Source organism: Nisaea nitritireducens (assembly GCF_014904795.1).
GTDB classification, from domain to species: domain Bacteria; phylum Pseudomonadota; class Alphaproteobacteria; order Thalassobaculales; family Thalassobaculaceae; genus Nisaea; species Nisaea nitritireducens.
This window is the reverse complement of sequence record NZ_JACZFS010000036.1, coordinates 24,536-48,898: the sequence shown is the minus strand read 5'-3', so window position 1 is coordinate 48,898 and position 24,363 is coordinate 24,536. Positions and strand designations below refer to the sequence as shown.

Sequence of the window (24,363 nt, the reverse complement as noted above, 5' to 3'; positions counted from 1 at the left end):
TCCCCGACACCGATCGGGGACCCAGGGAGCATAGAACAGCGTTCGTCTTCCCTTGGGTCCCGTCTTTCGACGGGATGACGGTTTTTGTGGAGGGGATGGGCGAACGAAATCTATTCCAGACCCATCAGATCGCGGGCGAAACGATCTGCGTCGAACGGTTGCAGATCTTCCGCGCTTTCGCCGACACCGACCGCATGGACGGGTAGCTCGAACTGATCCGCCAGTGCCACCACCACACCGCCGCGCGTGCTGCCGTCGAGCTTGGTGATGACGAGGCCGCTGACCGCGACCATTTCCTTGAACGCCTTGACCTGATTGTGCGCGTTCTGGCCGACCGTACCGTCGAGCACCAGCACGCAATCGTGCGGTGCCGTCTCGTCCTGCTTGCGGATAACCCGGATCACCTTGGCCAGCTCTTCCATCAGCTCGGCGCGGTTCTGCAAGCGGCCGGCCGTGTCGATCAGCAACACGTCTGCACCGGCGGCTTTTGCTTCATTGATGGCGTCGAAGGCGAGGGCGGCGGCGTCCGATCCTTGCGCTTTGGCAATGACCGGCGTGCCGGTGCGCTCTCCCCAGACCTGAAGCTGCTCGATGGCGGCGGCGCGGAAAGTGTCGCCAGCAGCCATCATCACCGAGAGGCCGCGATCCTTGAATTGTTTGGCCAACTTGCCGATGGTCGTGGTCTTGCCGCTGCCGTTCACACCGACCATGAGGACGATATGAGGCTTCCGGCCGGTGGCGACATCGAGCGGCCTGGCGGCCGGGCGGAGGATTTCCGCAATCTCCTCGGCAAATGACGTCCGGACCTCTTCGTCGGTGACGTCCTTGCCGAACTTAGCCTTCGAGAGGCTGGCGATCAGCCGGGCGGATGTCTCGATACCCAGATCGGCAGTGATCAGGACGTCTTCCAGCTCTTCCAGGCTGGCTTCGTCCAGCCGTTTGGTCGTGAAGACACCGGAAATGCCGCCAACCAGTTTGGAGGAGGATTTGGCAAGCCCGTCCTTCAGGCGCCGGAACCAGCCCCGGCGCTCTTCGCCCTCACCCAACTCGTCACTCATGCGGCGGATTTCCGTTCGATTTGTCCAAGAAGTCTGGTGCCGTCCGTCCCGGTGATGCGGACGGAAAGGATCTCTCCGGCCGTGCCGCCTTCGATCTGTACCGGCGCGAAATTCTCCGCGCGGGCAAGACCGGGCTTTTCGACCAGCACCGACTGGGTGCTGCCGACAAGTCCGTCGAGGAAGGTGGCAAGGGACCGTTCGCCCGCGGCACGCAGCCGGGCCGCGCGTTCCTTGCGGACGGGGCCGGGGACCTGCGGCATGCGGGCGGCGGGGGTGCCCGGCCGGGCGGAATAGGGGAAGACGTGCAGGTAGGACAGGCCGCATTCCTCGACCAGGGCGAGGCTGTTGGCGAACATCTCCTCATCCTCGGTCGGGAACCCGGCGATGATGTCCGCGCCGAAGGCGATGTCGGGACGTGCTTCCCGCATCTCGCGGCAGAATGTAATGATATCGGAACGGTTATGCCGGCGCTTCATCCGCTTCAGGATCATGTCGTCGCCGGCCTGCAGGCTGACATGGAGATGCGGCATCAGGCGCGGCTCGTCACGGATCAGCCGAAGCAGATCGTCATCGATCTCCACCGCGTCGATGGAGGAAAGCCTGAGACGGGGCAGTTCCGGCACCTGTGCCAGCAGCCGGCGCAGCATCTGGCCGAGTGCCGGCCTGCCCGGCAGATCGCCGCCATAGGAGGTGATGTCGACGCCGGTGAGCACGATCTCGCGATAGCCGTTGGTGACCAGTTCGCGCACCTGACGGACAACCTCGCCCATCGGCACCGACCGGTTGTTGCCGCGCCCGAAAGGAATGATGCAGAAAGTGCAGCGATGGTCGCAGCCCTGCTGAACCTGAACGAAGGCCCGAGCGCGCCCTTCGAGACCAGCCACCAGATGGGACGCCGTCTCCTTCACGCTCATGATGTCGTTCACGAGGATCTTCGCTTCGCCGGGCGCATTCCAGGTCTCGGCCTTCAGCTTTTCCTCGTTGCCGACCACCCGGGTTACCTCTTCCATCGCGGCATAGGCATCCGGGTCGATCTGGGCGGCGCAGCCGGTGACCACGATCTCGGCCTCCGGATTGGCGCGGCGGGCCTTGCGGATCGCCTGCCTCGCCTGGCGCTCGGCTTCCTTGGTGACGGCGCAGGTATTGATGACGACAACATCCTCCCGCCCGGCGCGGACGAGATGGTCGCGGATCACTTCGGACTCATAGGTGTTCAGCCGGCAGCCGAAAGTTTCGACCGTCCGTGCCTTCCCGTGTCCGTTCTGATTGTCGTCAGTCATGGTCATGGCCGGAGAAATGGCCGGAATTGGCGCGAAATGCAAGTGTGGCGGGCTGCGGGGAGCCATGCGCGCACGGCATGGTGCGGGCCTCAGGCCAACTGATCGAGGTCGAGCGTGCCGCGGAAGCTGGTGGCGACCGGCCCGGTCATCAGCACATGACCGTCCTCGCGCCACTCGATGGTGAGAGTGCCGCCGTCCAGTTCCACATCCGCCTTGCGCCCGGTCAGGCCCTTGCGCGCGGCTGCAACCAGCACCGCGCAGGCGCCGGAGCCGCAGGCTTCGGTAATGCCCGCACCGCGCTCCCAGACCCGCATGCGGATCAGTTCGGGGCCGCGAATCTCGGCAAACTCGATATTCGCCCGATCCGGGAAGATCGGGTGAAGTTCCAGCTTCGGGCCGACCTCGGACAGGGCCACCGCCTCCACGTCATCGACGAAGAAGACGGCGTGCGGGTTGCCCATATTGACGCAGCAGGCGCCGGAATAGGGCGCGTCCGGGATCTCGACGGAGAGCGTGTCGGTCTCGACCGACAACGGAATGGCGGCGGCATCGAGCCGCGCCGGTCCCATATCCACCCGGACACGGCCGCCCTCGACCCGCTCGCAGACCAGCGTGCCGGCAACCGTTTCGAGATCGATCCGGTTCTTGTCGAGTTCATCCATCACCAGACCCGCGACGCAGCGCGTGCCGTTGCCGCAGGCGCCGGCCTCACTGCCATCCGGGTTATGGATGCGCATGAAGGCGTCGCCGCCGTTCTTCGGTGCCTCGATGGTCAGGAACTGGTCATAGCCGACGCCGCGCCGCCGGTCGCCGATGGCGCGATAGTCCGCGACCGCGAGGGCGGGGCCGGGAAGGCGGCCGTCGAGTACGACGAAATCGTTGCCGAGGCCATGCATCTTGAGGAATTCGATCTGTCTCATGCGGGCATATATATCCTCTGTTTCCGGCAGTTCCAATATGTCGTCGCCCTCGTTACCGTGAGCGCTGAATTTACGCTGGGGAGCGAAACATGATTACCGTCGCGCATGAGGCATTGGAAAATCTGGTCACGGAAATGATCGGGCGGGCCGGCAGCAATCCGGAAGAAGCGCGGCAGGTGGCGCATAATCTGGTCGAAGCCAACCTGCTCGGCCATGACAGCCACGGCGTCGGGCTGACGGCGCAATATATGCGTCACGCCAAGGCCGGGACATTGACGGTCAACGGCCATGTCAGCCTAGTGTCGGACAACGGGGTCTATCTGCTGCTGGACGGCAACATGGCCTATGGCCAGGTGACCGGCGGAGAGGCCATGCAGCTCGGTCTCGACCGGGCCCGGACAGCGGGCGCCGCCATCGTCGGTCTGCGCAATTCACACCATCTGGGACGCATCGGCGCCTGGGGCGAGATCTGTGCCAAGGCCGGGTTCATTTCCATCCATTTCGTTAATGTGGTCGGCCATCGCCCGATCGTAGCGCCCTGGGGCGGGGCCGAGGCGCGCTATTCCACCAACCCCTACTGCACGGCTGTTCCGGCGACGGACAAGAACCCGATGTTCGTGCTCGACATGGCGACAAGCCGGGTTGCACTTGGCAAGGTCCGGGTCGCCTACAATGCAGGCAAGGAAGTCGTCGAGGGGGCGCTGATCGATCATAACGGACTGCCGACCCGCAACGCGGCGGTCATGTATGAAGAGCCGAACGGCGCGCTGCAGGCCTTTGGCGAGCACAAGGGCTACGGTCTTGCTCTGCTTGGCGAGATCCTCGGTGCCGCTCTGCTCGGCGGTCCTGTGACTGATCCGTCGCAGCAGGGACGCGAGACCATCTGTAATTCAATGCTGACTGTGATCGTCGACCCTAAAGGTTTTGGCCGCGACATCCCGTTCGCAGACGCTATCGATTCGATGCTTGGCTACGTTACCAGCGCCCGTCCGGGCGAGGGCGTGGACAAGGTGAAAGTGCCTGGCGAGCCGGAGCGCGAAACCGGCGCCGACCGCCGGGCCAACGGCGTCCCGGTCGATCCGGGCACCTGGGCCCTGCTGGTCGAGGCAGGTGTCGAGGCAGGTATGGACCGGCATGCTTTTGATGGGATCGCGGTCTAACGCGACGGGGATATCTGAAGAGCTTGGCCGGTGGGACTCAGAGTCGAGCTCTGATCCGCCGACCGAGTTCCAGTCGCTCCTGCTCTTCCTCTGCATCCGTGTTCCAGCGAATGATCACATCGTCATTCGTCCACCGCGGTTTTATATGCAGATGAAAATGGAAAACGTCCTGTCCGGCCGCTGATCCGTTTGACTGGATCAGGTTGATGCCGTCGCAATTGCAGACTTCGCGCAGGGCTTTCGACACCGCTACAGCCTCGCGCATGATATGTGCGGCGTTTTCCGGGTCGAGTGAGAACACGTCCGGGATATGGGTTGTTGGAACAACCAGCGGATGGCCTTCCAAAGACAAGAAGACGATGACGTTCTCATCCTGCTTGATGATGTGCGCGGGCGCTTTTCCGGAGATGATGTCGCAAAAAATGCAGTGCTCTTGGGTGCTCGTCATGGCCTTCGCTGGATTCTCATGAAGCTTCGGTCATATCAACCGCCGCCGAAAGGCTTGCCGGCGACTTCGAACGGCTCCTGGCTCATTTGCAGATGTAGCTCGCTTCCCTCATAGGGATGGGCCAGAGCCACCTCTTCGTTCAGTTCGACCCCGAGGCCCGGTGCTTTCGGCGGGATGACATAGCCCTCTTCCCAGCGCATCGGCGTCTTCAGGATGTCGGCGTGGAAGCCGTCCCATTTCCGGATGCTTTCCAGCACCAGGAAGTTCGGTGTGCAGGTGGCGAGCTGGACATTGGCGGCGCCGACCACCGGACCGCAATAGAGGTGCGGGGCGATCTGGGCGTAGAAGGCCTCGGCCATGCCGGCGATCTTCTTGCCTTCGAGGATGCCGCCGACCCGGCCCAGATTCATCTGCAGGATTGACGCGGCGCCAGTCTCCAGCACGCGCTTGAATTCCCACTTGGTGGTCAGCCGCTCGCCGGTGGCAATCGGGATTGAGGTCGCCTCGGCCACCTTCGCCATCTCTTCAGGCATGTCCGGCGGGGTCGGCTCCTCGAACCAGAGAGGGTCATAGGGCTCCAGCCGCCGGGCGAGGCGCTTGGCGCCGGAAGCGGTGAACTGGCCGTGGGTACCGAACAGCAGGTCCGCCTTGTCGCCGACAGCCTCCCGGATCAGCCGGCAGAAGGCTTCCGAGCGGTCGAGGATCTCCATGTCCGGCTGGTGCCCGCCGAAGGCGGTATAGGGGCCGGCCGGATCGAACTTCAGCGCTGTGAAGCCTTCAGCGACACATGCCACTGCGGCCTCGGCGCTTTTCTCCGGACTGTTATAGAAGGTGGCCGGATCGTCTTCGGGGCGCGGATAGAGATAGGTGTAGGTCCGCAAACGCTCGTTCACCTGCCCGCCGAGCAACTCGTAGACCGGCTTGTTCGCGGCCTTGCCGACGATGTCCCAGCAGGCCATTTCCAGCGCGCTGACCACGCCCATCATCGAAGGGTCCGGGCGCTGGCTGAAGCCGGAGCCGTGGGCCCGGCGCCAGAACCGCTCGATATGGTGCGGGTCCCGGCCTTCGAGATAGCGGCCGAACACATCCTCGACCATGGCGACGGTGGTTTTCGGCCCGAAACTGGCGGCATAGACCTCGCCAACGCCTTCGATACCGCAGGCGGTGCGCAGTTTGAGAAACAGGAAATAGCGGCCGCCGAAGCCGGGCGGGGGATTGCCGACGATGAAGGTCTTCAGGCTTTCCAGTTTCATGTGGGCGAACTCCGTCACACTTCTTTCGTCAATCCGGCTCATCCGGCGGCAGGGCCACGCTAAGAGTCCGGGCCGCGTGAGGCTAATGAAAAAACGACAGAATGACGGCTCTTGTGTCCGGATCGGACGAGCCTCATCTAAAGGCCTGAGGATCGCGGGAATGCTTGACTCGGCAGGCCGGCGCTCATATGTTCCGGCGCTCTCGGCAAAAATCAGTGCGCTGAGACCTTCACGGGTTCCGTCCGTCCTCGAGTGTTCGAGCACGGGCGCGCTTTCGTTTTGCGTCTCGCCTGTCTGATGTAACCGGGAAAGAATTGGAGCTAACGGACGCATGTTCGACAGTTTGCAAAACCGGCTCGGCGACGTTTTCGATCGCCTCAAGAAACGCGGCGCGCTCAAGGAAGCGGACGTGACCGCAGCGCTGCGCGAAGTGCGCGTGGCCTTGCTTGAGGCCGATGTTGCGCTGCCGGTGGTCAAGGAATTCGTCGACAAGGTGCGCGAGCGCGCCATCGGCCAGGAAGTCATCAAGTCGGTGTCTCCAGGCCAGCAGGTCATCAAGATCGTCCATGACAATCTCGTGGAAATGCTCGGCACCGATTCCAGCGGCATCAATCTGAACGCCGTACCGCCGGTGCCGATCCTGATGGTCGGCCTGCAGGGCGGCGGTAAGACCACCAGCACGGCGAAACTGGCGAAGCGCCTGAAGGAGCGGGACCGCAAGAAGGTCCTGATGGCGTCTCTCGACATCTACCGTCCGGCGGCGCGCGAACAGCTGCGCGTGCTGGGCGAGCAGATCGATGTGGCCACGCTGCCGATCTCAGAGAACGAAACGCCTGTTTCGATTGCGAAACGGGCGATGACTGCCGGCAAGCTGCAAGGCTTCGATGTGGTCATGCTGGATACCGCGGGCCGGCTCTCCATCGATGAGTCGATGATGGACGAGGTGATCCAGGTCCGCGATGCCGTGAAGCCAGCGGAGACTATTCTCGTCGCCGATGCCATGACCGGCCAGGATGCCGTCACCACGGCGCGGAACTTCAATGAGCGGGTCGGGCTGACCGGTATCGTTCTGACCCGGATGGATGGCGATGCGCGCGGTGGCGCGGCTCTCTCCATGCGGGCCGTCACCGGCGTGCCGATCAAGGCGGTCGGTGTTGGCGAGCGCGCGGATGCGCTGGAAGATTTCCACCCCGAACGTGTCGCCGGCCGGATTCTCGGCATGGGCGACGTGGTCAGCCTGGTCGAGAAGGCCGCCGAGACCATCGAGGTCGAGGAAGCCGAACGCATCGCCAAGAAGATGCAGAAGGGCGCCTTTGATCTTGAGGACATGCTCTCACAGCTTCGTCAGGTGAAGAAGATGGGCGGCCTCGGCGGTGTCATGTCCATGCTTCCGGGCATGGGCAAGCTGCAGAAACAGATGGCTGGCGCCAATATGGACGACAGCGTCATCAAGAAGCAGGAAGCGATCATTCTCTCCATGACGAAGGTGGAGCGGAAGAACGTGAAACTGATGAATGCCTCGCGCCGCCGCCGTATCGCGGCCGGGTCCGGGACCAGCGTTCAGGAAGTGAACAAACTCCTGAAGCAGCACCAGGACATGACGCGGGTGATGAAACAGATGGGCAAGATGGGCGGCATGAAGGGCCTCGGGGCGCTTCTCGGCGGCGGGGGCGGAATGCCCGGCATGCCATCGCCTGGCCAGATGCCCGGACAATTACCGTCAGGTTTAGGCGGCAAGGGAATGCCGAAGCTTCCGGGAGGCATGCTGCCGCCCGGTTTCCCCGGCAAAAAGTAATCGAACACACGTGAAAAGCTAAGAGCGTTACTGAAAGGAATACCCAATGTCACTTCGCATTCGTCTGTCGCGCGGCGGCGCCAAGAAGCGCCCGTTCTACCGTATCGTCGTCGCCGAGGGCACGTCCCCGCGCGATGGCCTCTTCATCGAGAAGCTCGGCACCTACAACCCGATGCTGCCGAAGGGCCACGAAGCACGCCTCGTGATCAAGGAAGACCGCATCAAGCATTGGATGTCCGTTGGCGCCAAGCCGACCGACCGTGTCCACAAGATGCTGGCCAGCATCGAGCTGGTCGAGAAATTCGAATATCGCGACCAGCCGAAGAAGTCCGCTCCGGGCCGCAAGCGTCAGGAACGTGAAGAAGAAGCTGCAATCGCTGCTGCCGCTGCCGCTGAAACCGCTGCTGCCGAAGCCGCTGCCGCTGCTGAAGCTGCTGCTGCCGAAGCCGCCGCTGCTGCTGAAGCTGCCGCTGCTCCGGCCGAAGAAGCTCCTGCTGCCGAAGCTCCGGCCGAGGAAGCTCCGGCCGAGGAAGCGGAAAAGTCCGAGGGCTAAGACCTTATGGCCGAGCCGGTCACACTCGGCGTCATCGTTGGCGTCCATGGGGTGCGGGGTCTGGTCCGGGTGAAGAGTTTCACCGAGGATCCGGACGATATCGTTGCCTATGGGCCGCTGAAGGATGCCGCCGGGAAGAGCTACGAGCTTGAGGTGACCGGCCGGGCGAAGGGTATGCTGCTGGTGCGCCTTGCCGGAGTCAGCGATCGTAACGCGGCCGAAGCCCTGAAGGGCACCGAGCTTCAGATCGAGCGGGACCGGTTGCCGGAAGCGGACGAGGACGAGTTCTACCACACGGACCTGATCGGCCTTCGGGCGGATATGGTCGCGGGGGAGTCTCTCGGAGAGGTGGTCGCGGTGCAGAATTTCGGCGCCGGCGATCTTCTGGAAATCCGCCTCGAAGGCAGTCGCAAGACGGTCCTGGTGCCGTTCAACGGCGAAGTGGTGCCGGAGATCGATCTCGATGCCGGCCGTCTGGTGGTCGATCCACCGGCCGGCTTGCTGGATGACGAGACGGAGTCCTCAAGCGCCGAGGGCACTGGCGATGAGCGCTGAGGACGGCGCGCCATGGCAGGCGACCGTGCTCAGTCTGTTTCCGGAAATGTTCCCGGGGCCGCTGGGTCATTCGATAGCCGACAAGGCCCGGAAGTCCGGGCTTTGGTCCCTGAAAACGCTGGACATCAGGGATTTTGCACGCGATAAGCACCGCTCCGTGGACGAGACCCCCTTTGGGGGCGGTTCCGGCATGGTGATGCGGCCCGATGTGGTTGACTCGGCTCTGGCCTCTGTCGACGATGTGCCGGGACGGCGGATCTATCTCAGCCCGCGCGGCGCCCGGTTCGATCAGGCGAAGGCGCGGGAGCTTGCGGCGGAGCCCGGTGTGGTGCTGCTTTGCGGGCGTTACGAAGGCCTTGACCAGCGGGTGATTGATGCCCGTGGCCTGGAAGAGGTCAGCCTTGGTGATTTCGTGCTTTCGGGCGGCGAGATCCCGGCCCTGGCGCTGCTGGATGCCTGCATCCGTCTGCTGCCGGGCGTGCTCGGTGCGGCGGAAACGCTGGACGAGGAAAGTTTTGAAGAGGGGCTGCTTGAGTATCCCCACTATACGCAGCCGCGGGAATGGAACGGTGTGTCCGTCCCCGAGGTCCTGATTTCCGGCCACCATGCCAGGATACGATCCTGGCGGCGTGAACAGTCGGAAGAGATCACGCGCCAGCGCCGGCCCGATCTTTGGGCCCGCTATCGCGGATCGGAAGAGTGAGCGGCACGGACGGCCTGGCTGTCCGGATCTCGCTCGAACGGTAGCGGCATGCCGCTCCTCTGCGGCCCGATAACCGGGCACGCAAGAGCTGTGTGTTTTGTAGAAGAAGCCGGTATTCACCGGTCCCTGGATGGACTGGTCGCCACTGGCACGTAATGGAGAAGAAGAATGAATATCGTTCAACAGATCGAAAAAGAGCAGGTTGAAAAGCTCTCTTCCGAACGTCCGGTTCCGGAATTCGGCCCGGGTGACACCGTGAAGGTCAACGTGCGTGTCGTCGAAGGCACCCGCGAGCGTATCCAGGCCTATGAAGGCGTCTGCATCGCGCGCAAGAATGACGGCCTGAACTCCGCATTCACCGTCCGCAAGATCTCCTACGGCGAAGGCGTCGAGCGCGTGTTTCCGCTCTACTCCCCGCGCCTGGACAGCATCGAGGTGATCCGCCGCGGTAAAGTGCGCCGCGCGAAGCTCTACTATCTGCGCGGTCGTCGCGGTAAGTCGGCACGTATCGCCGAGAAGAACACCCGCACCAAGACCAAGGCTGCAGCCGAAGCGTAAGCATCGGCCTCATATGAATTCCGGACGGGAGCGCCTTGGCGCTCCCGTTTGCGTTTGGGGGCGTTCAGGAACGGGCTGGTCAGCTGAACAGCGTCCCGCAGCCGATCACGGCCAGCAGCAGATAGGCGATGCGCCGGAAAGTCTGCTCGCTCGCCTTGTAGAACAATTTCCCGCCCAGCCAGATGCCGCCCACATAAAAAGGGGCGAGCACCGCGCCGAGCAGCATGCGCTCGGGCGTGAGCACGCCGAACCAGAAATAGCTGGCAACCACGAAGACAAAGCCTATCTGGAAAAAGGCGGTGATGTTGGCCCGGACCGCTGCCGGGGCATAGGGTCCGGACAGCAGATAGAAGATGATTGGCGGGCCGCCCAACCCGGTCGATCCGTTCAGGAAACCGGCAACAGTGCCGACCGCGACATCAATGCCGAGCCGGCGGGAAATCGTGTGCCGGTATCCGCTCGCCAGCAGCACGACCAGCAGCAGGACGATGCCGGAGATCAGCCGCCGCAGCAGATCCTGATCGATGCTGACCAGGATCCAGGTGCCGAGCGGCAGGGCGATGATGCCGCCGAGCGCCATGGGGGCCGCCTGTTTCCAGTCCGCTTCCCGGCGCGACATGCGCAGAAGCTGGATCTGAGCCGGCATCTCCATCGTGGTCAGGCAGGCGAGGGCGGTTTGCGGTCCGAACAGCAGGCTCAGCAACGGGATCGAGATCATGGCGGCACCAAAACCGGAGAAGCCGCGAACCAGACCGGCCAGACCAACCGCGATGGCACCGAATCCGAGTTGCCAGAGGCTGGCCGCTTCCAATATGGAAGTAATCGAGTTCAGATCCATTCGGGATTGGCCTTTATCGGTTTGATTATTTCTAAAAAGCCCGGATTTACCGCAAGATTCAGCTTTTGTCGCCGGGAGCGACTCGGTATGCTCCGGTCCCCGTCGCGAACGACGAGAGATATGGTGTTGGGGTACCCGGAGGAACGGTCGTTCCCAAATCAAACCGGGACCGCACAGAGAGACGAGAGGAAGCATAGCAGCGATGTCAAAGCCGCGTACGCTGTTCGATAAAATCTGGCAGGATCACCTGGTCGACGTCCAGGACGATGGCACATGCCTGATCTATATCGATCGACACCTGGTTCATGAAGTGACCAGCCCGCAGGCCTTCGAGGGGCTCCGGAATGCCGGCCGCAAGGTGCGCCGCCCGGATCTTACCCTTGCGGTTGCCGACCACAATGTTCCGACCAAGGACCTCGACAAGGGTATTACCGACGAAGATTCCCGCATCCAGGTCGAGACCCTTGAGCATAATGTCTCCGATTTCGGCGTGCCGTACTTCAGCATGACCGACAATCGCCGTGGCATCGTGCATATCATCGGACCGGAGCAGGGCTTCACCCTGCCGGGCACGACCATTGTCTGCGGCGACAGCCACACGTCGACGCATGGCGCGTTCGGTGCGCTGGCCTTCGGCATCGGCACATCCGAGGTTGAGCACGTACTGGCAACCCAGACGCTGGTGCAGTCTCCCGCTAAGAACATGCGGATCACGGTCAAGGGTGAGCTGCCGAAGGGTGTGAACTCCAAGGACGTGGTGCTGGCCATCATCGGCAAGATCGGTACAGCCGGCGGCACCGGTCATGTCATCGAGTTCGCTGGTGACGCGATCCGCAATCTCTCGATGGAAGCGCGGATGACGATCTGCAACATGTCCATCGAGGCGGGTGCCCGCGCTGGCCTGATTGCGCCGGACGAGACCACTTTCGAATACCTGAAGGGCCGGCCCTTCGCGCCGAAGGGCGCTGCCTGGGAGCAGGCGGTCGCTTACTGGAAGACGCTGCCGTCCGACGCAGATGCGATCTATGACACCGAGGTCGAACTCGATGCCGCCGATATCGTTCCGCAGGTTACCTGGGGCACCAACCCGGAAGAGGTGATCCCGATCACCGCGAACATTCCGGACCCGGAACAACTTGCCGACCCGGTGCGCAAGGCGAAGATTACCCGCTCGCTCGAATATATGGGTCTGAAGGCCGGTGTGCCGATCAACGAGGTGAAGATCGACAGGGTCTTCATCGGCTCCTGCACCAACGGCCGGCTGGAAGATCTCCGGATCGCCGCCGGTGTGGTCAAGGGCCGCAAGATCGCCGACGGCGTGAACGCGATTATTGTCCCGGGCTCGGGTGTGGTGAAGGATCTGGCCGAGGAAGAAGGTCTGGATAAGATCTTCCTCGAGGCCGGTTTCGAATGGCGCGAGCCAGGCTGTTCGATGTGCCTGGCCATGAATGCCGACCGGCTGGAGCCGGGCGAGCGTTGCGCCTCAACCTCGAACCGTAACTTCGAAGGCCGTCAGGGCCGTGGCGGACGGACCCATCTGGTCAGCCCGGCAATGGCAGCAGCAGCAGCGGTAACCGGTCATCTGACCGATGTCCGCGACCTGCTGAACTAGGGGAGGAGAGAGATAATGGATAAATTCACCAAGCTCTCCGGTGTAGCGGCGCCGATGAACATCATGAACATCGACACCGACATGATCATTCCGAAGAACTTTCTGAAGACGATCAAGCGGTCGGGCCTCGGCAAGCATGCCTTTGCCGAAATGCGCTACAATGACGACGGCAGCGAGAATCCGGACTTCGTGCTGAACAAGCCCGCTTATCGCAAGTCACAGGTCATCGTGGCCGGCGAGAATTTCGGCTGCGGCTCCTCGCGTGAACACGCCCCGTGGGCACTGCTCGATTTCGGCATTCGCTGTGTGATCTCGACCAGCTTCGCGGACATCTTCTTCAACAACTGCTTCAAGAACGGGATCCTGCCGATCAAGGTGACCCAGGAGCAGCTGGACGAGTTGATGGACGATGCCGAGAAGGGCTCCAACGCGGTGCTCGAGATCGACCTCGAAAACCAGGAAATCGGCCGTCCGAATGGCGAGAAAATCTCCTTCGACGTCGACTCCTTCCGCAAGCACTGCCTGCTCAACGGTCTCGACGATATCGGCCTGACCATGGAAAAGGGCGACTCGATCGAGAATTTCGAGGAGAAGCGGAAAGCCGACCGGCCGTGGCTGGCGGCGTCCTGACGGGAAGTTATCCCGCATAACGGAACCAATCCGGCGCTCGAGGGTTTAACCGGAGCGCCGGTCTGACTATAAGAAGCACACAGAATTCGGACCCCTCAGTGGGTCAGTCTCACCAAGGTAACCGGTCTCACTAGGGTAAGCAGAGTTCATGGCCTCCAATCGTAAAATGCTGGTTCTCGGCGGTGACGGGATCGGTCCCGAAGTCGTCAAGGAAGTGCTCCGTGTCGTCGACTGGATGGCAAAGAAGCGGTCTGTCAGTTTCGACCTTCAGGAAGGTCTTGTCGGCGGTGCCGCTTATGACAAGCACGGCACACCGCTGACCGACGAAACCCTGGCTGATGCGGTCGATTCCGACGCGGTGCTGTTTGGCGCCGTCGGCGGAACGCAGTATGACAGCCTGCCTTTCGAGGTGAAGCCGGAGCGCGGCCTGTTGCGCCTGCGCAAAGAAATGGACCTGTTCGCCAACCTGCGTCCGGCCATGGTGTTCGATGCGATGGCCGATGCCTCCTCGCTGAAGCGGGAACTGGTCGCAGGGCTGGATATCATGATCCTGCGCGAGCTGACCGGCGGCGTTTATTTCGGCCAGCCGCGCGGCATCGACGATCTGCCGGACGGCACCAAGAAGGGTTACGACACGCAGGTCTACACAACCCCGGAAATCGAGCGGATCGGCCGCGTTGCCTTCGATATGGCCCGCAAGCGGGACGGTCGGGTCACCTCGGTCGAGAAGGCCAACGTGATGATGTCCGGCGTGCTCTGGCGCGAGGTCATGACCAACCTGCACAGGGCCGAAGGCGAAGGCGTCGCTCTCGACCACATGTATGCCGACAACTGTGCCATGCAGCTGGTTCGCAACCCGAAGCAGTTCGATGTGATCGTTACCGACAACCTGTTCGGCGACATTCTTTCGGATTGTGCGGCGATGCTGACCGGCTCCCTCGGGATGCTGCCGTCCGCTTCGCTCGGCGCAGTCGACGAAGTGACCGGCAAGCGCCATGCGCTTTATGAGCCGGTGCATGGCTCCGCTCCGGATATCGCGGGCAAGGGCATCGCCAATCCGATCGCCGAAATGCTGAGCTTCGCCATGGCGCTCCGCTATTCCTTCGACATGGGCGAGGAAGCGGACATGCTCGAGAAGGCGATCCAGAACGTGCTGAAATCGGGGCTGCGAACTGCTGACATCATGCAGGACGGCATGGCGCGTGTGTCGACTACAGTGATGACAGACAGCCTGCTTAAAGAGCTGGACAAACTTGTATCGGGATAGCCCTCCCCAACCAGCATGGCTTGAGTTTACTCGGCGGGGGGCGTAAGTCTCCCGCCGAAGTCGTTTATGGACTTCAACAACCGAAGGATTGGACCAGAACCATGGGCTACAAAGTTGCCGTAGTCGGCGCAACGGGCGCCGTTGGTCGTGAGATGTTGACTACCCTTGCCGAGCGCGATTTTCCGGCGACCGAAGTCGTCGCGCTTGCTTCCGAGAAATCGGCGGGCACAGAGGTGTCCTATGGCGAGGATAAAACACTCAAGGTTCAGAATCTGGCGACATACGACTTCAAGGGCACCGATATCGCACTGTTCTCCGCGGGTGGTTCGATCTCTGAGAAATATGCGCCGATTGCGGCCGCCGCCGGGTGTGTTGCCATCGATAACAGCTCACACTTCCGGATGGACCCGGACGTGCCGCTGGTCGTACCGGAAGTGAATGCGGACGCGGTATCCCGCTATGGCAAGCGCAACATCATCGCCAATCCGAACTGCTCCACGGCGCAGCTCGTTGTCGCGCTGAAGCCGCTGCATGATCTTGCCAAGATCAAGCGGGTCGTCGTCTCCACCTACCAGTCGGTTTCCGGCGCGGGTAAGGAAGGCATGGACGAGCTCTTCAGCCAGACCCGCGCGATCTATGTGAACGATCCGGTGGAGAATACGCAGTTCACCAAGCAGATCGCCTTCAACGTGATCCCGCATATCGACAAGTTCATGGATGACGGGGCGACGAAGGAAGAATGGAAGATGACCAGCGAGGTTAAGAAAATCCTCGATCCGGCCATTGAGCTCGTCGCCATGTGCGTCCGTGTTCCGGTCTTCATCGGTCATGCAGAATCCGTCTTCATCGAGACCGAAAAGCCGCTGAGCGTCGAGGAAGCCCGCGATGCGATGCAGGACTTCCCCGGTCTTGTCGTGGTCGACCATCGGGCAGACGAAGGCTACGTCACGCCGCATGAATGCGCCGGCGAGGATGCTGTCTATGTCAGCCGGGTACGTCAGGACCCGACGGTCAAGAACGGCCTGATCTTCTGGTGCGTCTCGGACAATTTGCGCAAGGGCGCTGCCCTCAATGCGGTTCAGATTGCCGAAACCCTGGTGAAAAACCACCTCGAAAAAGCTGCCTGATCCAGCCAGATAATCGAGTATTGAAGCGGCCGGCATAACGTCGGCCGCTTTTTATTCGAAAAGAAATACAACTTATAAGTTTGCGATTCTGTTTTTGATCCCGTATCCATATAACGGGATGAGTATAAATTTACTCATCCCGTTACGTCCAAAGCACAGAACACCTATCAACGTGTCGGGGCTTCTCGTGGGTACTGAAAAACAGCACAACAGCAATGGCCGATATGCCCGTGGACCGGGTCCGTCTGGTGATGTTTTCGCCGACCAGACGATGCATACCGTCGATTTGATCGCGCGATTAGGGGGTGTCTTACCGGCACCTGTCCGGGAAATTTCAACGCGAAAACCGCGGGAGCATCCCAAACCGGATGTTTCGGTCACGGTGTCTTCCCCTTGCCCGTCCGACGGCTTCTGGGATCTCTGGTTCGAGCATCAGAACCAGTTGCTTCGCCAATGCATGAAACTGATGTCCGGGAATGTGGCGGATGCCGAGGATGCTCTGGGTAATGCAATGGTCAGGGCCTCGTCGCATTTTGCCGAGGGCAAGGGCGCGGCAATTACCAACCAGCGCGCCTGGCTGTCCCGTCTGGTCCATAACGCCTGCATTGATTTTTATCGTGCACGATCCCGCCAGAAACGCTGGACCGAAGAAATCCTGGCCATGGCGGATAGTGACGTCGTGCCATCCCTTCCGTCGCCCGCGCCGACGCCGGAGGAAGTTGCGGAGACGGGCGAGTCCATGCGTTCACTACAGCGCGGTCTCGACGACCTTCCCGACGTTCTGCGTGACCCGATCATCCTGCGATTTCTGGAAGGGCGCTCCTACGCGGAGATCGCGGACCGGCTCAGCATCACGAACTGTACTGCGCGCAAGCGTGTTCAGCTCGCGCGCGAGCGGCTGCGCCGGAACGGGGCCGGCCCGGAAATATGATGCCCGGTTTCCGGCTAGTGACCCTGCAGCAGGGTCGCCGGGTGAAGAGTCTTCAGGCTTTTCAGGATAGCAGGGAGATCCAGTTCCATCCTTCCCGCCTGCTCCGTTATCCGTGTCGCGGCATCGAGGCCGCCGCCGGCGCGTGCGAAAGCGGACCGGATGTCACCGGAGCGGACGAACCATGCTGTGAGCAGCGCGGCAAACAGGTCGCCGGTGCCGTTGAATCCTCGATTGAGGCACGGTGTCATGGTTTCAAAGCGCGCGTTTTCGAGCACCAGCAGATTGGAGACCATGCCGGACCGCTGGATACCGGTGACGGCCACCGCCATCACCCTGGAATCCTGGATCAGTTTCCGTGCCGCCGCAGAAATTGCATCGGCATCATCGGGTATCGCCGCGCCGCAAAGCACCCCGAGTTCGTAGAGGTTCGGGGTCAGGATGTCGGCGCGTGGCAGAAGTTTTTCGCAAATCGCTTCAGCCACGCCATCGCGAACAAAATGCCGGCCATTGTCTCCGATCACCGGATCGAGCACGAACGGGGCGGCCGGGTTCGATGCGCGGGTCCGGTCGACGGCGGTGGCGACCACACCGGCTGTTTCAGGCAGGCCGAGATATCCGGAGAGCACAGCCGAGAGCCGGTCCATCACACCCAGTGCAGCCAGCCCGTCGATCTGCGCTTCGAGTTCCGCAGCCGGCCGGACCTCTCCCCTGAACTGCCCGTGGCCCGGATGGTTGGAGAACGAGACGGTGTCGAGCGGCCAGACCTCCAGGCCCGCCGCCTGGATGGCCGGCACCGCAATGCTGTTACCGACATAGCCGTAACTGACCCTGGACTGGATCGATAAAATTGCCATGCTGGTTCCCCTGACCATGCCGCCCCGTCTTCCTTGAGATGAAGCGGCGACAGGCTTTGGGTCAAGTGACAAGTCACTCTCTCCGCTTGGTTTTCTTTTGCTATCCACTAGGATGCGCTGAACGGGACATTCGGAGATCGATCTATGACCGCTTCCATCAGACCGCGCCGCTCGGCGCTCTATATGCCGGGCTCGAACGCACGCGCGCTGGAGAAGGCGCGGACGCTGGAAGCCGATGTCCTGATTATGGATCTCGAGGACGCCGTTTCGCCGGACAAGAAAGCGGAGGCCCGCACGACTATCGCGGCTGCCCTGAAGGAGGGCGGCTATGGCGACAGGGAGATCGTCATCCGCATCAATGCCGCGGAAAGCCCTTGGGGTGCGGAAGATCTCGCTTTTGTGGCCCAGTCCGGCGCGGATGCGGTCTTGCTGCCAAAGGTCGAGCATGCCGATCAGGTCTGGTTCGCGGAAGAGGCGCTGGCCACGTCAGGGGCGCCTGCGAACCTCTCGATCTGGTGCATGATGGAAACCCCGCTCGGCATGCTGCATGCCGAGGAGATCGCCGGATCCAGTCCCCGCCTTGGCTGTCTGGTGCTCGGGACGTCCGATCTCGCCAAGGATCTGCACGCTCTGCACACGCGAGACCGGCTGCCCTTTGTGACCAGTCTGGGACTCTGTGTCCTGGCCGCGCGGGCCTATGGCCTGGCGGTGCTGGACGGGGTGCATCTCGATCTGGATGACATTAAAGGGTTCGAGGAAGTTTGCCATCAGGGCCTGGAGCTCGGTTTCGATGGCAAGACCCTGATTCATCCGAAAACCCTTGAGCCGGCCAACCGGATCTTCGCGCCGAGCGGCGAAGAGATTGCCTGGTCACGCAAGATCATCGACGCACACCAAGAGGCGGATGCGGCAGGCAGCGGCGTGACGCTGGTCGAGGGCAAGCTGGTCGAATCCCTGCATGTCGAGAATGCCCGGCGTATCCTGGCGCTGGCTGAAATGATCGAGTATCGCGAGTCCAGCGGCGGGAACGATGGCTGATCGCGAGGGGGCTAGCGGCAGAAACTGATCGAGCCTTCGGCGCAGACTTTTTTGCCGTCCGTCCAGGTCGCGCCGGAAAGGTCGGCCCGGAAGAAATCGGCATCGCGAACCCGGGCGCCGGTCAGATTGGCGCCGCGCAATATAGCCGTCTGAAAACGGACCTTGATCAGATTGGCACCGGTGAAATCGGCGCCGGTCACATTCGCCTGGCTGAAATCGGCATCGCGGAGCTGGGCGCCGCGGAAGGTGGCGCCCTCCATTTTAGCCCGCGCGAAACGAACGCGCCCTCGGCTCTCATCGAGTTTTGCGCCCGTCAGGTCGGCCCAGTTGAAGCTGGCATCGTTCAGGTTGGCGCCGGTCAGGTCTACGCCGGCCAGCGGATAATTGTCGAAATTGCAGCGCCGCCAGTCAACGCCAGGGCTCGGCGGATCGGTGCAGGCCGCCTGGCTCAGGGCCGGAAAGAGCGTCAGCGCGGCGAGAAAGGCGGCTGCCCCGCTCAGGTGCAGGCATCTGGATCGGATAGCTTGAAACACGGATCGGTGCATCCCGGACATCTCGTCGAATGGCGCGGCCGTACCGTACCAGATGGGCCGGGCAATACCAGCCGACATATCGTCACGATTTCAGAAGGATGCGGGAAAGCTTCCGGAAGACGAACGGGCCGCCCGTCAGAAGACAGGCGACCCGTCGGACATGGAAGGCAGGCACCGACACTACCAATGCGACTGTCTTGGCACGGACTCCGCCGGTATTTTCGGTGGCGCCCCGCTCTGTTCGAATCCTGAAAACAAGATCGAACGAAAGCAATGCTTCCATGTCTAGAATAAAAATATCACCGGATTTTGAGACTAGATCAATAAAAAAGTGAAAAATTCATCATGGCGAAGTGAGGTTTTTAGTAAGCGCAAAGATAAGATCAATTAACGCACATTTTATCGTTAAGTATGAAGAAAGATATTCACATTTAAACGCAAGCTTAATTGACTGAAATTACGGACAATAAAGGGCTTCAAATAGTTTCTTCACAATTAATCCACAGATAAATCAAATTTTTATCCACAGGACTGTGTGTGGCATTGCGCATAAATTTTCGACCGGCAGTAAGGCCGGGGACTGGACAAGTCAGGGGGGCGAAATAAATTGAGCTCTCGTTCGCACTGCAATATGGTGCGGCTTCATTGTTGATGTTCCTCAGGAAAGGCGCGCTATGAGCGTTTCCAACCGCCCTCTTTCCCCGCATCTTCAGGTCTATAGGCTACCTCTCACTGCGATAACGTCGATTCTGCACCGCGCGACCGGAGTTGCGCTTGGCATCGGCACATTGCTTCTCGTTTGGTGGCTCATGGCAGCGGCGACTGGTGGGGGCTATTTCGAGTTTGTGCAGAGCATCATGGGGTCCTGGATTGGCCTTCTGATCCTGTTCGGCTTTTCCTTTGCCCTGTTCTTCCATCTCTGTAACGGCATCCGCCATCTGTTCTGGGATAGCGGTTACGGCTTCGAGATCGAGACAGCCGAAAAGGCGACCAAGCTGGTCATCGCCTCCTCGGTGGTCCTGACTGTTCTGGCCTGGATACTTGCCTGCGCCCTTTAAGAGGCAAGGCCAACAAAAAGACTCTTTTGAGAGGCTGGTATGACTGACAATTCAATGCGTACGCCGATCGGCCGTGTGCGCGGCCTTGGCAGCGCCAAGAGCGGTCTGCATCACTGGTGGATGCAGCGCGTGACCGCGGTGGCGCTGATCCCGCTCACACTCTGGTTCGTGGCATCCCTGATCTCGCTGGCTGGCGCCGGTTATGCGGAGACCGTGGCCTGGCTCGGCTCACCCGTCGTCGCCGTTCTGATGATCGCCCTGATCATTGCGACCTTCTATCATGCTGCCCTCGGGCTGCAGGTCGTGATCGAGGACTACGTTCATCACGAAGGCGTAAAGCTGGTGACCCTTCTCGGTGTGAAGCTGCTCGCTTCCCTTCTTGCAATTGCCGCCCTGTTCGCGGTGCTTAAACTCGCTTTCGGAGGCTGAGCTCCATGAAGTCCTACGAGATCATTGATCACACCTACGACGTCATCGTCGTGGGCGCCGGCGGTGCCGGCCTGCGTGCCGCCTTCGGGATGGCGAACGAAGGCCTGAAGACCGCCTGCATCACCAAGGTCTTCCCGACCCGCTCCCATACTGTGGCAGCGCAGGGCGGTGTTGGCGCTGCGCTCAACAATATGGGTGAGGGCGATAACTGGAAGTTCCACATGTACGACACCGTCAAGGGGTCGGACTGGCTGGGCGATCAGGATGCCATTGAATATATGTGCCGGAACGCTATCCCCTCGATCATCGAGCTGGAGCATTTCGGCGTGCCGTTCTCGCGAACCGACGAGGGCAAGATCTACCAGCGCCCGTTCGGCGGTCACACGCTGGATTTCGGCAAGCGCATGGCCAAGCGTGCCTGTGCCGCGGCTGACCGTACCGGTCACGCCATCCTGCACACGCTCTATCAGCAGAGCCTGAAGGCCAATGCCGAATTCTTCATCGAATATTTCGCTATCGATCTGATCATGGACGAAGAAGGCGCCTGCCGCGGCGTCATGGCGATCGATCTGGCGACCGGCACTTTGCACCGCTTCCGCGGACACCAGACGGTGCTGGCGACCGGCGGTTACGGCCGGGCCTACTTCTCCTGCACTTCCGCGCATACCTGCACCGGCGACGGTGGCGGCATGGTGGTGCGTGCGGGCCTGCCGATGCAGGATCTGGAATTCGTCCAGTTCCACCCGACCGGTATCTACGGCTCCGGCTGTCTGATCACCGAGGGTGCGCGCGGCGAGGGCGGGTACCTGACCAACTCCGAGGGCGAACGCTTCATGGAGCGGTACGCGCCGACGGCCAAGGATCTGGCCTCGCGCGACGTGGTCAGCCGGGCGATGACGATCGAGATCAATGAGGGCCGGGGTATCGGGCCGCAGAAAGATCACATCTATCTGCATCTCGAGCATCTTGAGCCGGCAGTGCTGGCGCAACGTCTGCCGGGCATTTCCGAGACCGCGAAGATCTTCGCCGGTGTCGATGTCACCAAGGAGCCGATCCCGGTTCTGCCGACGGTGCACTACAATATGGGCGGTATCCCGACGAACTATCACGGCGAGGTTCTGTCGCCGACGGCGGACGATCCGGACCGGGTGTGCCAGGGCCTGATGGCCATCGGCGAGGCGGCTTCCGTCTCGGTGCACGGTGCCAACCGTCTCGGCACCAACTCCCTGCTCGACATTGTCGTGTTCGGCCGGGCCGCCGCCTTGCGGGCCAAGGAAACCGTGCGTCCGGGCGAGCTGCACAAGCCGCTGCCGTCCGATGCGGGCGAGTACGCCATCGCGCGTCTCGACAAGATGCGTCACGCCAAAGGCGAGCGTAAGGCAGCCGAGATCCGTCTCGACATGCAGCGCGCCATGCAGCAGCACGCGGCGGTGTTCCGCACCACCGAGCTGATGGATGATGGTGTGAAGAAGATCCAGGACATCGCGGCCACGCTGCCGGATATCGGCCTCAGCGACCGTTCCCTGGTCTGGAACTCGGATCTGGTCGAGGCACTGGAGCTTGAGAACCTGATGACCCAGGCAGTGATCACCCTGACCTCGGCCAGCCTTCGTCCGGAAAGCCGCGGTGCGCATGCGCACGAGGATTTCCCGGACCGGGATGACGAGAACTGGATGAAGCACACGGTCATGTGGCTCGACGACAAGTACAAGCACAAGGTGATGTATCGCGACGTGCACATGTACACGCTCTCGAACGAGGTCGAGGTCGTGCCGCCGGCGGCACGCGTCTACTGATCGCTTGAGAACGAAGAAAAGATCGGAATTGAGAGATGGCTGAATTTTCTTTGCCGGCGAACTCGAAGGTCAAGATCGGCAACACCCACAAGGCTGAAGCCGGCGCGAAACGGGTCAAGGCATTCAAGATCTACCGGTACGATCCGGACACCGGGCAAAACCCGCGGGTCGATACCTACGAGATCGACCTCGACGAGTGCGGCCCGATGGTTCTGGACGCGCTGATCAAGATCAAGAACGAGGTCGACACCTCCGTTACCTTCCGCCGTTCCTGCCGCGAGGGCATCTGCGGGTCATGCGCCATGAATATCGATGGCACGAACACGCTGGCCTGCCTGAAGAGCATCGACGACGTAAAGGGCGACGTGAAGATCTACCCGCTGCCGCACATGCCGGTGGTCAAGGATCTGGTGCCGGACCTGACCCAACCCTATGCGCAGCTTGCCTCTATCGAGCCGTGGCTGAAGGCGAAATCGCCGCCGCCGCCGGACGAGGAGCGCCGCCAGAGCACAGAAGAGCGCGAGAAGCTCGATGGCTTGTGGGAATGCGTGCTGTGTTTCTGCTGCTCGACGTCTTGCCCGAGCTATTGGTGGAACGGCGACCGGTATCTCGGCCCGGCCATTCTGCTGCAGGCCTACCGCTGGATCGCGGACAGCCGCGACGAATATACCGGTGAGCGGTTGGACGAGCTGGAAGATCCGTTCCGGCTCTATCGCTGCCACACCATCATGAACTGCACCAAGACCTGCCCGAAAGGCCTGAACCCGGCCAAGGCGATCGGTGAGATCAAGAAACTGATGGTCCAGCGTATGTAGCTCTGCGGGATATCGCGGATAGAAAAAACGGCCGCTGGAAACAGCGGCCGGTTTTATGATGAGTGAGTCACAATACGGCGTGGGTTTTCCGGAAAGGGATCCTCTGCCGCTTGATGTTTACGAGGTCTGTGCCGGTTTGCTCTGCTCCGCTGTCTTGTGCGACGAAGCGCAGCCGGCAAACGCAGTCGGCGCGGTAAAGGCGACGACGGCAGCCACGAGAACGAACAGTCCGATCAGTTTACGCATGGGTGAACCTCCACGGTCAGTTGCAGCGCTACCCTATCGCGATTTTCTCTGTCGGACCAGTCGCGATACCGTGAATGCACCGAGCGGGATGGTGGAATTTCGGCACCCGTGTCATTTTGCTGACGTAATTCAAGGCGATAGTGCGCGAGTTCTTCAGACAAGCCTCAGTTCTTTAGTTAAGCCGGAGCCATGCAATGACCCGACTCTTTCTGTCCGCCGCTCTTGCGGTCCTGATGCTGTTCGCATCTCCCGTCGTGCAGGCGGAAACAGTGCGCGACGATACCGTCACGCTCGATCTCAGTCTGGAAAAGTGGGTCGAGACCGATTCGGCGACCGTCACGGTGGTGGCCGATCTCGCAGTCAAGGCCGGTGGATTCGGTGTGGCCCGCGCTGCGGTGCAGACGGATCTGACGAAAATCTCGGACAAAGCCCCGTGGCGCCTGGTCGGATATGACCGTTTGCGGGACGAGGCCGGGTTCGAGCGCTGGCGGATTACGGCGGAAGCCCGCCTGCCAAGCACGGCCCTCGGCGGTATCGGCAGCACAGTGGATGATCTCGGCGAAGCGGGGCGCAGCTACGCCCTGCTCGGCATCGATTTCACCCCGACCCTGGCGGAACGGGAAGCGGCGCTGGCGGATCTCCGTGCTGACATCTACCAGCGTGCCGCCGATGAGCTGGCGCGCCTGAAAGCAGTTTATCCGGATCGCGGCTATCGCGTGGCTGCGATCCATATTGCGCCGGGTGCCGTCCCGCGTCCGCAGCCAGCCATGATGATGCGGACGGAAGCCATATCGAAACTCGCGGCCGATGGCAGCGGTGGCGGCGACAGTGTTGCCCAGAAAGCAGAGCTGCGCGCGTCCGTCCGGTTTGCCGCGGAAGTTCGCTCCGGCGACTGAACCGCGCTAT

25 protein-coding genes and 1 pseudogene are annotated in these 24,363 nt (G+C 61.6%); 17 read left to right on the top strand and 9 right to left on the bottom strand.

Translation table 11 applies throughout. The features are described from left to right. Positions 1-110 precede the first annotated feature (110 nt). The 3 genes from ftsY to dapF all read right to left on the bottom strand — a co-directional run bounded on the left by ftsY (position 111) and on the right by dapF (position 3,258). Positions 111-1,058, bottom strand: coding sequence for a signal recognition particle-docking protein FtsY (gene ftsY, locus IG629_RS12525; RefSeq protein ID WP_193172284.1), 948 nt, complete (start codon positions 1,056-1,058; stop codon positions 111-113). Further along, complete coding sequence (gene mtaB / locus IG629_RS12520) at positions 1,055-2,338, bottom strand: tRNA (N(6)-L-threonylcarbamoyladenosine(37)-C(2))-methylthiotransferase MtaB (protein ID WP_193172283.1); 1,284 nt, start codon at positions 2,336-2,338, stop codon at positions 1,055-1,057. Before mtaB ends, ftsY begins: the two co-directional genes overlap by 4 nt. A gap of 89 nt (positions 2,339-2,427) precedes the next feature. Next, the gene (gene dapF / locus IG629_RS12515) at positions 2,428-3,258 is read right to left on the bottom strand and encodes a diaminopimelate epimerase (RefSeq protein WP_193172282.1); all 831 of its coding nucleotides are present in this window, start codon (positions 3,256-3,258) and stop codon (positions 2,428-2,430) included. Between the two features lie 89 nt (positions 3,259-3,347). Between dapF and IG629_RS12510 the strand changes: the two genes are divergently transcribed. Then, positions 3,348-4,418 carry a malate/lactate/ureidoglycolate dehydrogenase gene (locus IG629_RS12510; protein ID WP_193172281.1) on the top strand — a complete coding sequence of 357 codons (1,071 nt, stop codon included), beginning with the start codon at positions 3,348-3,350 and terminating at the stop codon, positions 4,416-4,418. 37 nt (positions 4,419-4,455) lie between these two features. Here IG629_RS12510 and IG629_RS12505 read toward each other — a convergent pair whose 3' ends face one another. Together IG629_RS12505 and IG629_RS12500 are read right to left on the bottom strand one after the other, a co-directional pair. Then, positions 4,456-4,866 (bottom strand): HIT family protein, encoded by a 411-nt coding sequence (locus IG629_RS12505; RefSeq protein ID WP_193172280.1) that lies wholly within the window; start codon positions 4,864-4,866, stop codon positions 4,456-4,458. Between the two features lie 35 nt (positions 4,867-4,901). Next, positions 4,902-6,119, bottom strand: coding sequence for a mandelate racemase/muconate lactonizing enzyme family protein (locus tag IG629_RS12500; protein ID WP_193172279.1), 1,218 nt, complete (start codon positions 6,117-6,119; stop codon positions 4,902-4,904). Between the two features lie 331 nt (positions 6,120-6,450). On the opposite strand from IG629_RS12500, the gene ffh reads away from it, so the two are divergent. The 5 genes and pseudogenes from ffh to rplS all read left to right on the top strand — a co-directional run bounded on the left by ffh (position 6,451) and on the right by rplS (position 10,283). Then, a complete protein-coding gene (gene ffh, locus IG629_RS12495) occupies positions 6,451-7,914 on the top strand; it encodes a signal recognition particle protein (RefSeq protein WP_193172278.1) in 1,464 nt (487 codons plus the stop codon). 46 nt (positions 7,915-7,960) lie between these two features. Then, positions 7,961-8,332, top strand: a pseudogene (gene rpsP / locus IG629_RS12490) (30S ribosomal protein S16); the annotation flags it as partial. 141 nt (positions 8,333-8,473) lie between these two features. After that, a complete protein-coding gene (gene rimM, locus IG629_RS12485; protein ID WP_193172276.1) occupies positions 8,474-9,022 on the top strand; it encodes a ribosome maturation factor RimM in 549 nt (182 codons plus the stop codon). Then, positions 9,012-9,725, top strand: a complete 714-nt coding sequence (trmD, locus tag IG629_RS12480) for a tRNA (guanosine(37)-N1)-methyltransferase TrmD (RefSeq protein WP_193172275.1) — start codon at positions 9,012-9,014, stop codon at positions 9,723-9,725. Before rimM ends, trmD begins: the two co-directional genes overlap by 11 nt. Positions 9,726-9,893: 168 nt before the next feature. After that, positions 9,894-10,283, top strand: coding sequence for a 50S ribosomal protein L19 (gene rplS / locus IG629_RS12475; RefSeq protein WP_193172274.1), 390 nt, complete (start codon positions 9,894-9,896; stop codon positions 10,281-10,283). A gap of 79 nt (positions 10,284-10,362) precedes the next feature. On the opposite strand, the gene IG629_RS12470 is transcribed toward rplS, so the two are convergent. Then, positions 10,363-11,121 (bottom strand): sulfite exporter TauE/SafE family protein, encoded by a 759-nt coding sequence (locus tag IG629_RS12470; protein WP_193172273.1) that lies wholly within the window; start codon positions 11,119-11,121, stop codon positions 10,363-10,365. Positions 11,122-11,323: 202 nt separating this feature from the next. On the opposite strand from IG629_RS12470, the gene leuC reads away from it, so the two are divergent. The 5 genes from leuC to IG629_RS12445 all read left to right on the top strand — a co-directional run bounded on the left by leuC (position 11,324) and on the right by IG629_RS12445 (position 16,688). Then, positions 11,324-12,733, top strand: coding sequence for a 3-isopropylmalate dehydratase large subunit (gene leuC / locus IG629_RS12465; protein WP_193172272.1), 1,410 nt, complete (start codon positions 11,324-11,326; stop codon positions 12,731-12,733). A gap of 15 nt (positions 12,734-12,748) precedes the next feature. After that, complete coding sequence (leuD, locus tag IG629_RS12460) at positions 12,749-13,363, top strand: 3-isopropylmalate dehydratase small subunit (protein WP_193172271.1); 615 nt, start codon at positions 12,749-12,751, stop codon at positions 13,361-13,363. A 148-nt stretch (positions 13,364-13,511) separates the two neighbouring features. After that, positions 13,512-14,630 carry a 3-isopropylmalate dehydrogenase gene (gene leuB / locus IG629_RS12455; RefSeq protein ID WP_193172270.1) on the top strand — a complete coding sequence of 373 codons (1,119 nt, stop codon included), beginning with the start codon at positions 13,512-13,514 and terminating at the stop codon, positions 14,628-14,630. A gap of 101 nt (positions 14,631-14,731) precedes the next feature. Next, a complete protein-coding gene (locus tag IG629_RS12450) occupies positions 14,732-15,757 on the top strand; it encodes an aspartate-semialdehyde dehydrogenase (protein WP_193172269.1) in 1,026 nt (341 codons plus the stop codon). A 382-nt stretch (positions 15,758-16,139) separates the two neighbouring features. Then, on the top strand, positions 16,140-16,688 hold the full coding sequence (locus tag IG629_RS12445) for an RNA polymerase sigma factor (protein ID WP_193172268.1): 549 nt from the start codon (positions 16,140-16,142) through the stop codon (positions 16,686-16,688). 14 nt (positions 16,689-16,702) lie between these two features. Here IG629_RS12445 and pdxY read toward each other — a convergent pair whose 3' ends face one another. Beyond that, complete coding sequence (gene pdxY / locus IG629_RS12440) at positions 16,703-17,542, bottom strand: pyridoxal kinase (RefSeq protein ID WP_193172267.1); 840 nt, start codon at positions 17,540-17,542, stop codon at positions 16,703-16,705. Between the two features lie 144 nt (positions 17,543-17,686). Between pdxY and IG629_RS12435 the strand changes: the two genes are divergently transcribed. Next, a complete protein-coding gene (locus tag IG629_RS12435) occupies positions 17,687-18,580 on the top strand; it encodes an HpcH/HpaI aldolase/citrate lyase family protein (RefSeq protein ID WP_193172266.1) in 894 nt (297 codons plus the stop codon). Between the two features lie 11 nt (positions 18,581-18,591). On the opposite strand, the gene IG629_RS12430 is transcribed toward IG629_RS12435, so the two are convergent. Next, positions 18,592-19,191, bottom strand: coding sequence for a pentapeptide repeat-containing protein (locus IG629_RS12430; RefSeq protein ID WP_226886658.1), 600 nt, complete (start codon positions 19,189-19,191; stop codon positions 18,592-18,594). A 596-nt stretch (positions 19,192-19,787) separates the two neighbouring features. Here IG629_RS12430 and sdhC point away from each other — a divergent pair. From sdhC to IG629_RS12410, 4 genes are read left to right on the top strand one after another with little or no spacing between them, the layout of a single operon-like run. Further along, positions 19,788-20,171 carry a succinate dehydrogenase, cytochrome b556 subunit gene (gene sdhC / locus IG629_RS12425; protein ID WP_193172265.1) on the top strand — a complete coding sequence of 128 codons (384 nt, stop codon included), beginning with the start codon at positions 19,788-19,790 and terminating at the stop codon, positions 20,169-20,171. Positions 20,172-20,210: 39 nt separating this feature from the next. After that, positions 20,211-20,600: a succinate dehydrogenase, hydrophobic membrane anchor protein gene (gene sdhD / locus IG629_RS12420; protein WP_193172264.1), complete on the top strand. Its 390-nt coding sequence runs from the start codon at positions 20,211-20,213 to the stop codon at positions 20,598-20,600. A gap of 5 nt (positions 20,601-20,605) precedes the next feature. Next, positions 20,606-22,396, top strand: a complete 1,791-nt coding sequence (sdhA, locus tag IG629_RS12415) for a succinate dehydrogenase flavoprotein subunit (RefSeq protein ID WP_193172263.1) — start codon at positions 20,606-20,608, stop codon at positions 22,394-22,396. A 35-nt stretch (positions 22,397-22,431) separates the two neighbouring features. Continuing rightward, positions 22,432-23,211 (top strand): succinate dehydrogenase iron-sulfur subunit, encoded by a 780-nt coding sequence (locus IG629_RS12410; RefSeq protein ID WP_193172262.1) that lies wholly within the window; start codon positions 22,432-22,434, stop codon positions 23,209-23,211. A gap of 117 nt (positions 23,212-23,328) precedes the next feature. Here IG629_RS12410 and IG629_RS22875 read toward each other — a convergent pair whose 3' ends face one another. Beyond that, the gene (locus IG629_RS22875; protein WP_264299829.1) at positions 23,329-23,457 is read right to left on the bottom strand and encodes a hypothetical protein; all 129 of its coding nucleotides are present in this window, start codon (positions 23,455-23,457) and stop codon (positions 23,329-23,331) included. Positions 23,458-23,651: 194 nt separating this feature from the next. Between IG629_RS22875 and IG629_RS12405 the strand changes: the two genes are divergently transcribed. Continuing rightward, a complete protein-coding gene (locus IG629_RS12405) occupies positions 23,652-24,353 on the top strand; it encodes an SIMPL domain-containing protein (protein WP_193172261.1) in 702 nt (233 codons plus the stop codon). Positions 24,354-24,363: the final 10 nt, after the last annotated feature.

Excerpts from the sequence above, each read along its gene's own strand:
- IG629_RS12435 (WP_193172266.1), top strand. The coding sequence starts at position 17,687 with ATGACCGCTTCCATCAGACCGCGCCGCTCGGCGCTCTATATGCCGGGC.
- mtaB (WP_193172283.1), bottom strand. The coding sequence starts at position 2,338 with ATGACTGACGACAATCAGAACGGACACGGGAAGGCACGGACGGTCGAA.
- leuB (WP_193172270.1), top strand. The coding sequence starts at position 13,512 with ATGGCCTCCAATCGTAAAATGCTGGTTCTCGGCGGTGACGGGATCGGT.
- IG629_RS12410 (WP_193172262.1), top strand. The coding sequence starts at position 22,432 with ATGGCTGAATTTTCTTTGCCGGCGAACTCGAAGGTCAAGATCGGCAAC.
- IG629_RS12450 (WP_193172269.1), top strand. The coding sequence starts at position 14,732 with ATGGGCTACAAAGTTGCCGTAGTCGGCGCAACGGGCGCCGTTGGTCGT.
- sdhA (WP_193172263.1), top strand. The coding sequence starts at position 20,606 with ATGAAGTCCTACGAGATCATTGATCACACCTACGACGTCATCGTCGTG.
- rplS (WP_193172274.1), top strand. The coding sequence starts at position 9,894 with ATGAATATCGTTCAACAGATCGAAAAAGAGCAGGTTGAAAAGCTCTCT.
- IG629_RS12405 (WP_193172261.1), top strand. The coding sequence starts at position 23,652 with ATGACCCGACTCTTTCTGTCCGCCGCTCTTGCGGTCCTGATGCTGTTC.
- dapF (WP_193172282.1), bottom strand. The coding sequence starts at position 3,258 with ATGAGACAGATCGAATTCCTCAAGATGCATGGCCTCGGCAACGATTTC.
- ffh (WP_193172278.1), top strand. The coding sequence starts at position 6,451 with ATGTTCGACAGTTTGCAAAACCGGCTCGGCGACGTTTTCGATCGCCTC.
- trmD (WP_193172275.1), top strand. The coding sequence starts at position 9,012 with ATGAGCGCTGAGGACGGCGCGCCATGGCAGGCGACCGTGCTCAGTCTG.
- IG629_RS12470 (WP_193172273.1), bottom strand. The coding sequence starts at position 11,121 with ATGGATCTGAACTCGATTACTTCCATATTGGAAGCGGCCAGCCTCTGG.
- sdhD (WP_193172264.1), top strand. The coding sequence starts at position 20,211 with ATGACTGACAATTCAATGCGTACGCCGATCGGCCGTGTGCGCGGCCTT.
- IG629_RS12430 (WP_226886658.1), bottom strand. The coding sequence starts at position 19,191 with ATGTCGGCTGGTATTGCCCGGCCCATCTGGTACGGTACGGCCGCGCCA.
- IG629_RS12510 (WP_193172281.1), top strand. The coding sequence starts at position 3,348 with ATGATTACCGTCGCGCATGAGGCATTGGAAAATCTGGTCACGGAAATG.
- ftsY (WP_193172284.1), bottom strand. The coding sequence starts at position 1,058 with ATGAGTGACGAGTTGGGTGAGGGCGAAGAGCGCCGGGGCTGGTTCCGG.
- pdxY (WP_193172267.1), bottom strand. The coding sequence starts at position 17,542 with ATGGCAATTTTATCGATCCAGTCCAGGGTCAGTTACGGCTATGTCGGT.
- leuC (WP_193172272.1), top strand. The coding sequence starts at position 11,324 with ATGTCAAAGCCGCGTACGCTGTTCGATAAAATCTGGCAGGATCACCTG.
- IG629_RS22875 (WP_264299829.1), bottom strand. The coding sequence starts at position 23,457 with ATGCGTAAACTGATCGGACTGTTCGTTCTCGTGGCTGCCGTCGTCGCC.
- IG629_RS12505 (WP_193172280.1), bottom strand. The coding sequence starts at position 4,866 with ATGACGAGCACCCAAGAGCACTGCATTTTTTGCGACATCATCTCCGGA.
- rimM (WP_193172276.1), top strand. The coding sequence starts at position 8,474 with ATGGCCGAGCCGGTCACACTCGGCGTCATCGTTGGCGTCCATGGGGTG.
- leuD (WP_193172271.1), top strand. The coding sequence starts at position 12,749 with ATGGATAAATTCACCAAGCTCTCCGGTGTAGCGGCGCCGATGAACATC.
- IG629_RS12500 (WP_193172279.1), bottom strand. The coding sequence starts at position 6,119 with ATGAAACTGGAAAGCCTGAAGACCTTCATCGTCGGCAATCCCCCGCCC.
- sdhC (WP_193172265.1), top strand. The coding sequence starts at position 19,788 with ATGAGCGTTTCCAACCGCCCTCTTTCCCCGCATCTTCAGGTCTATAGG.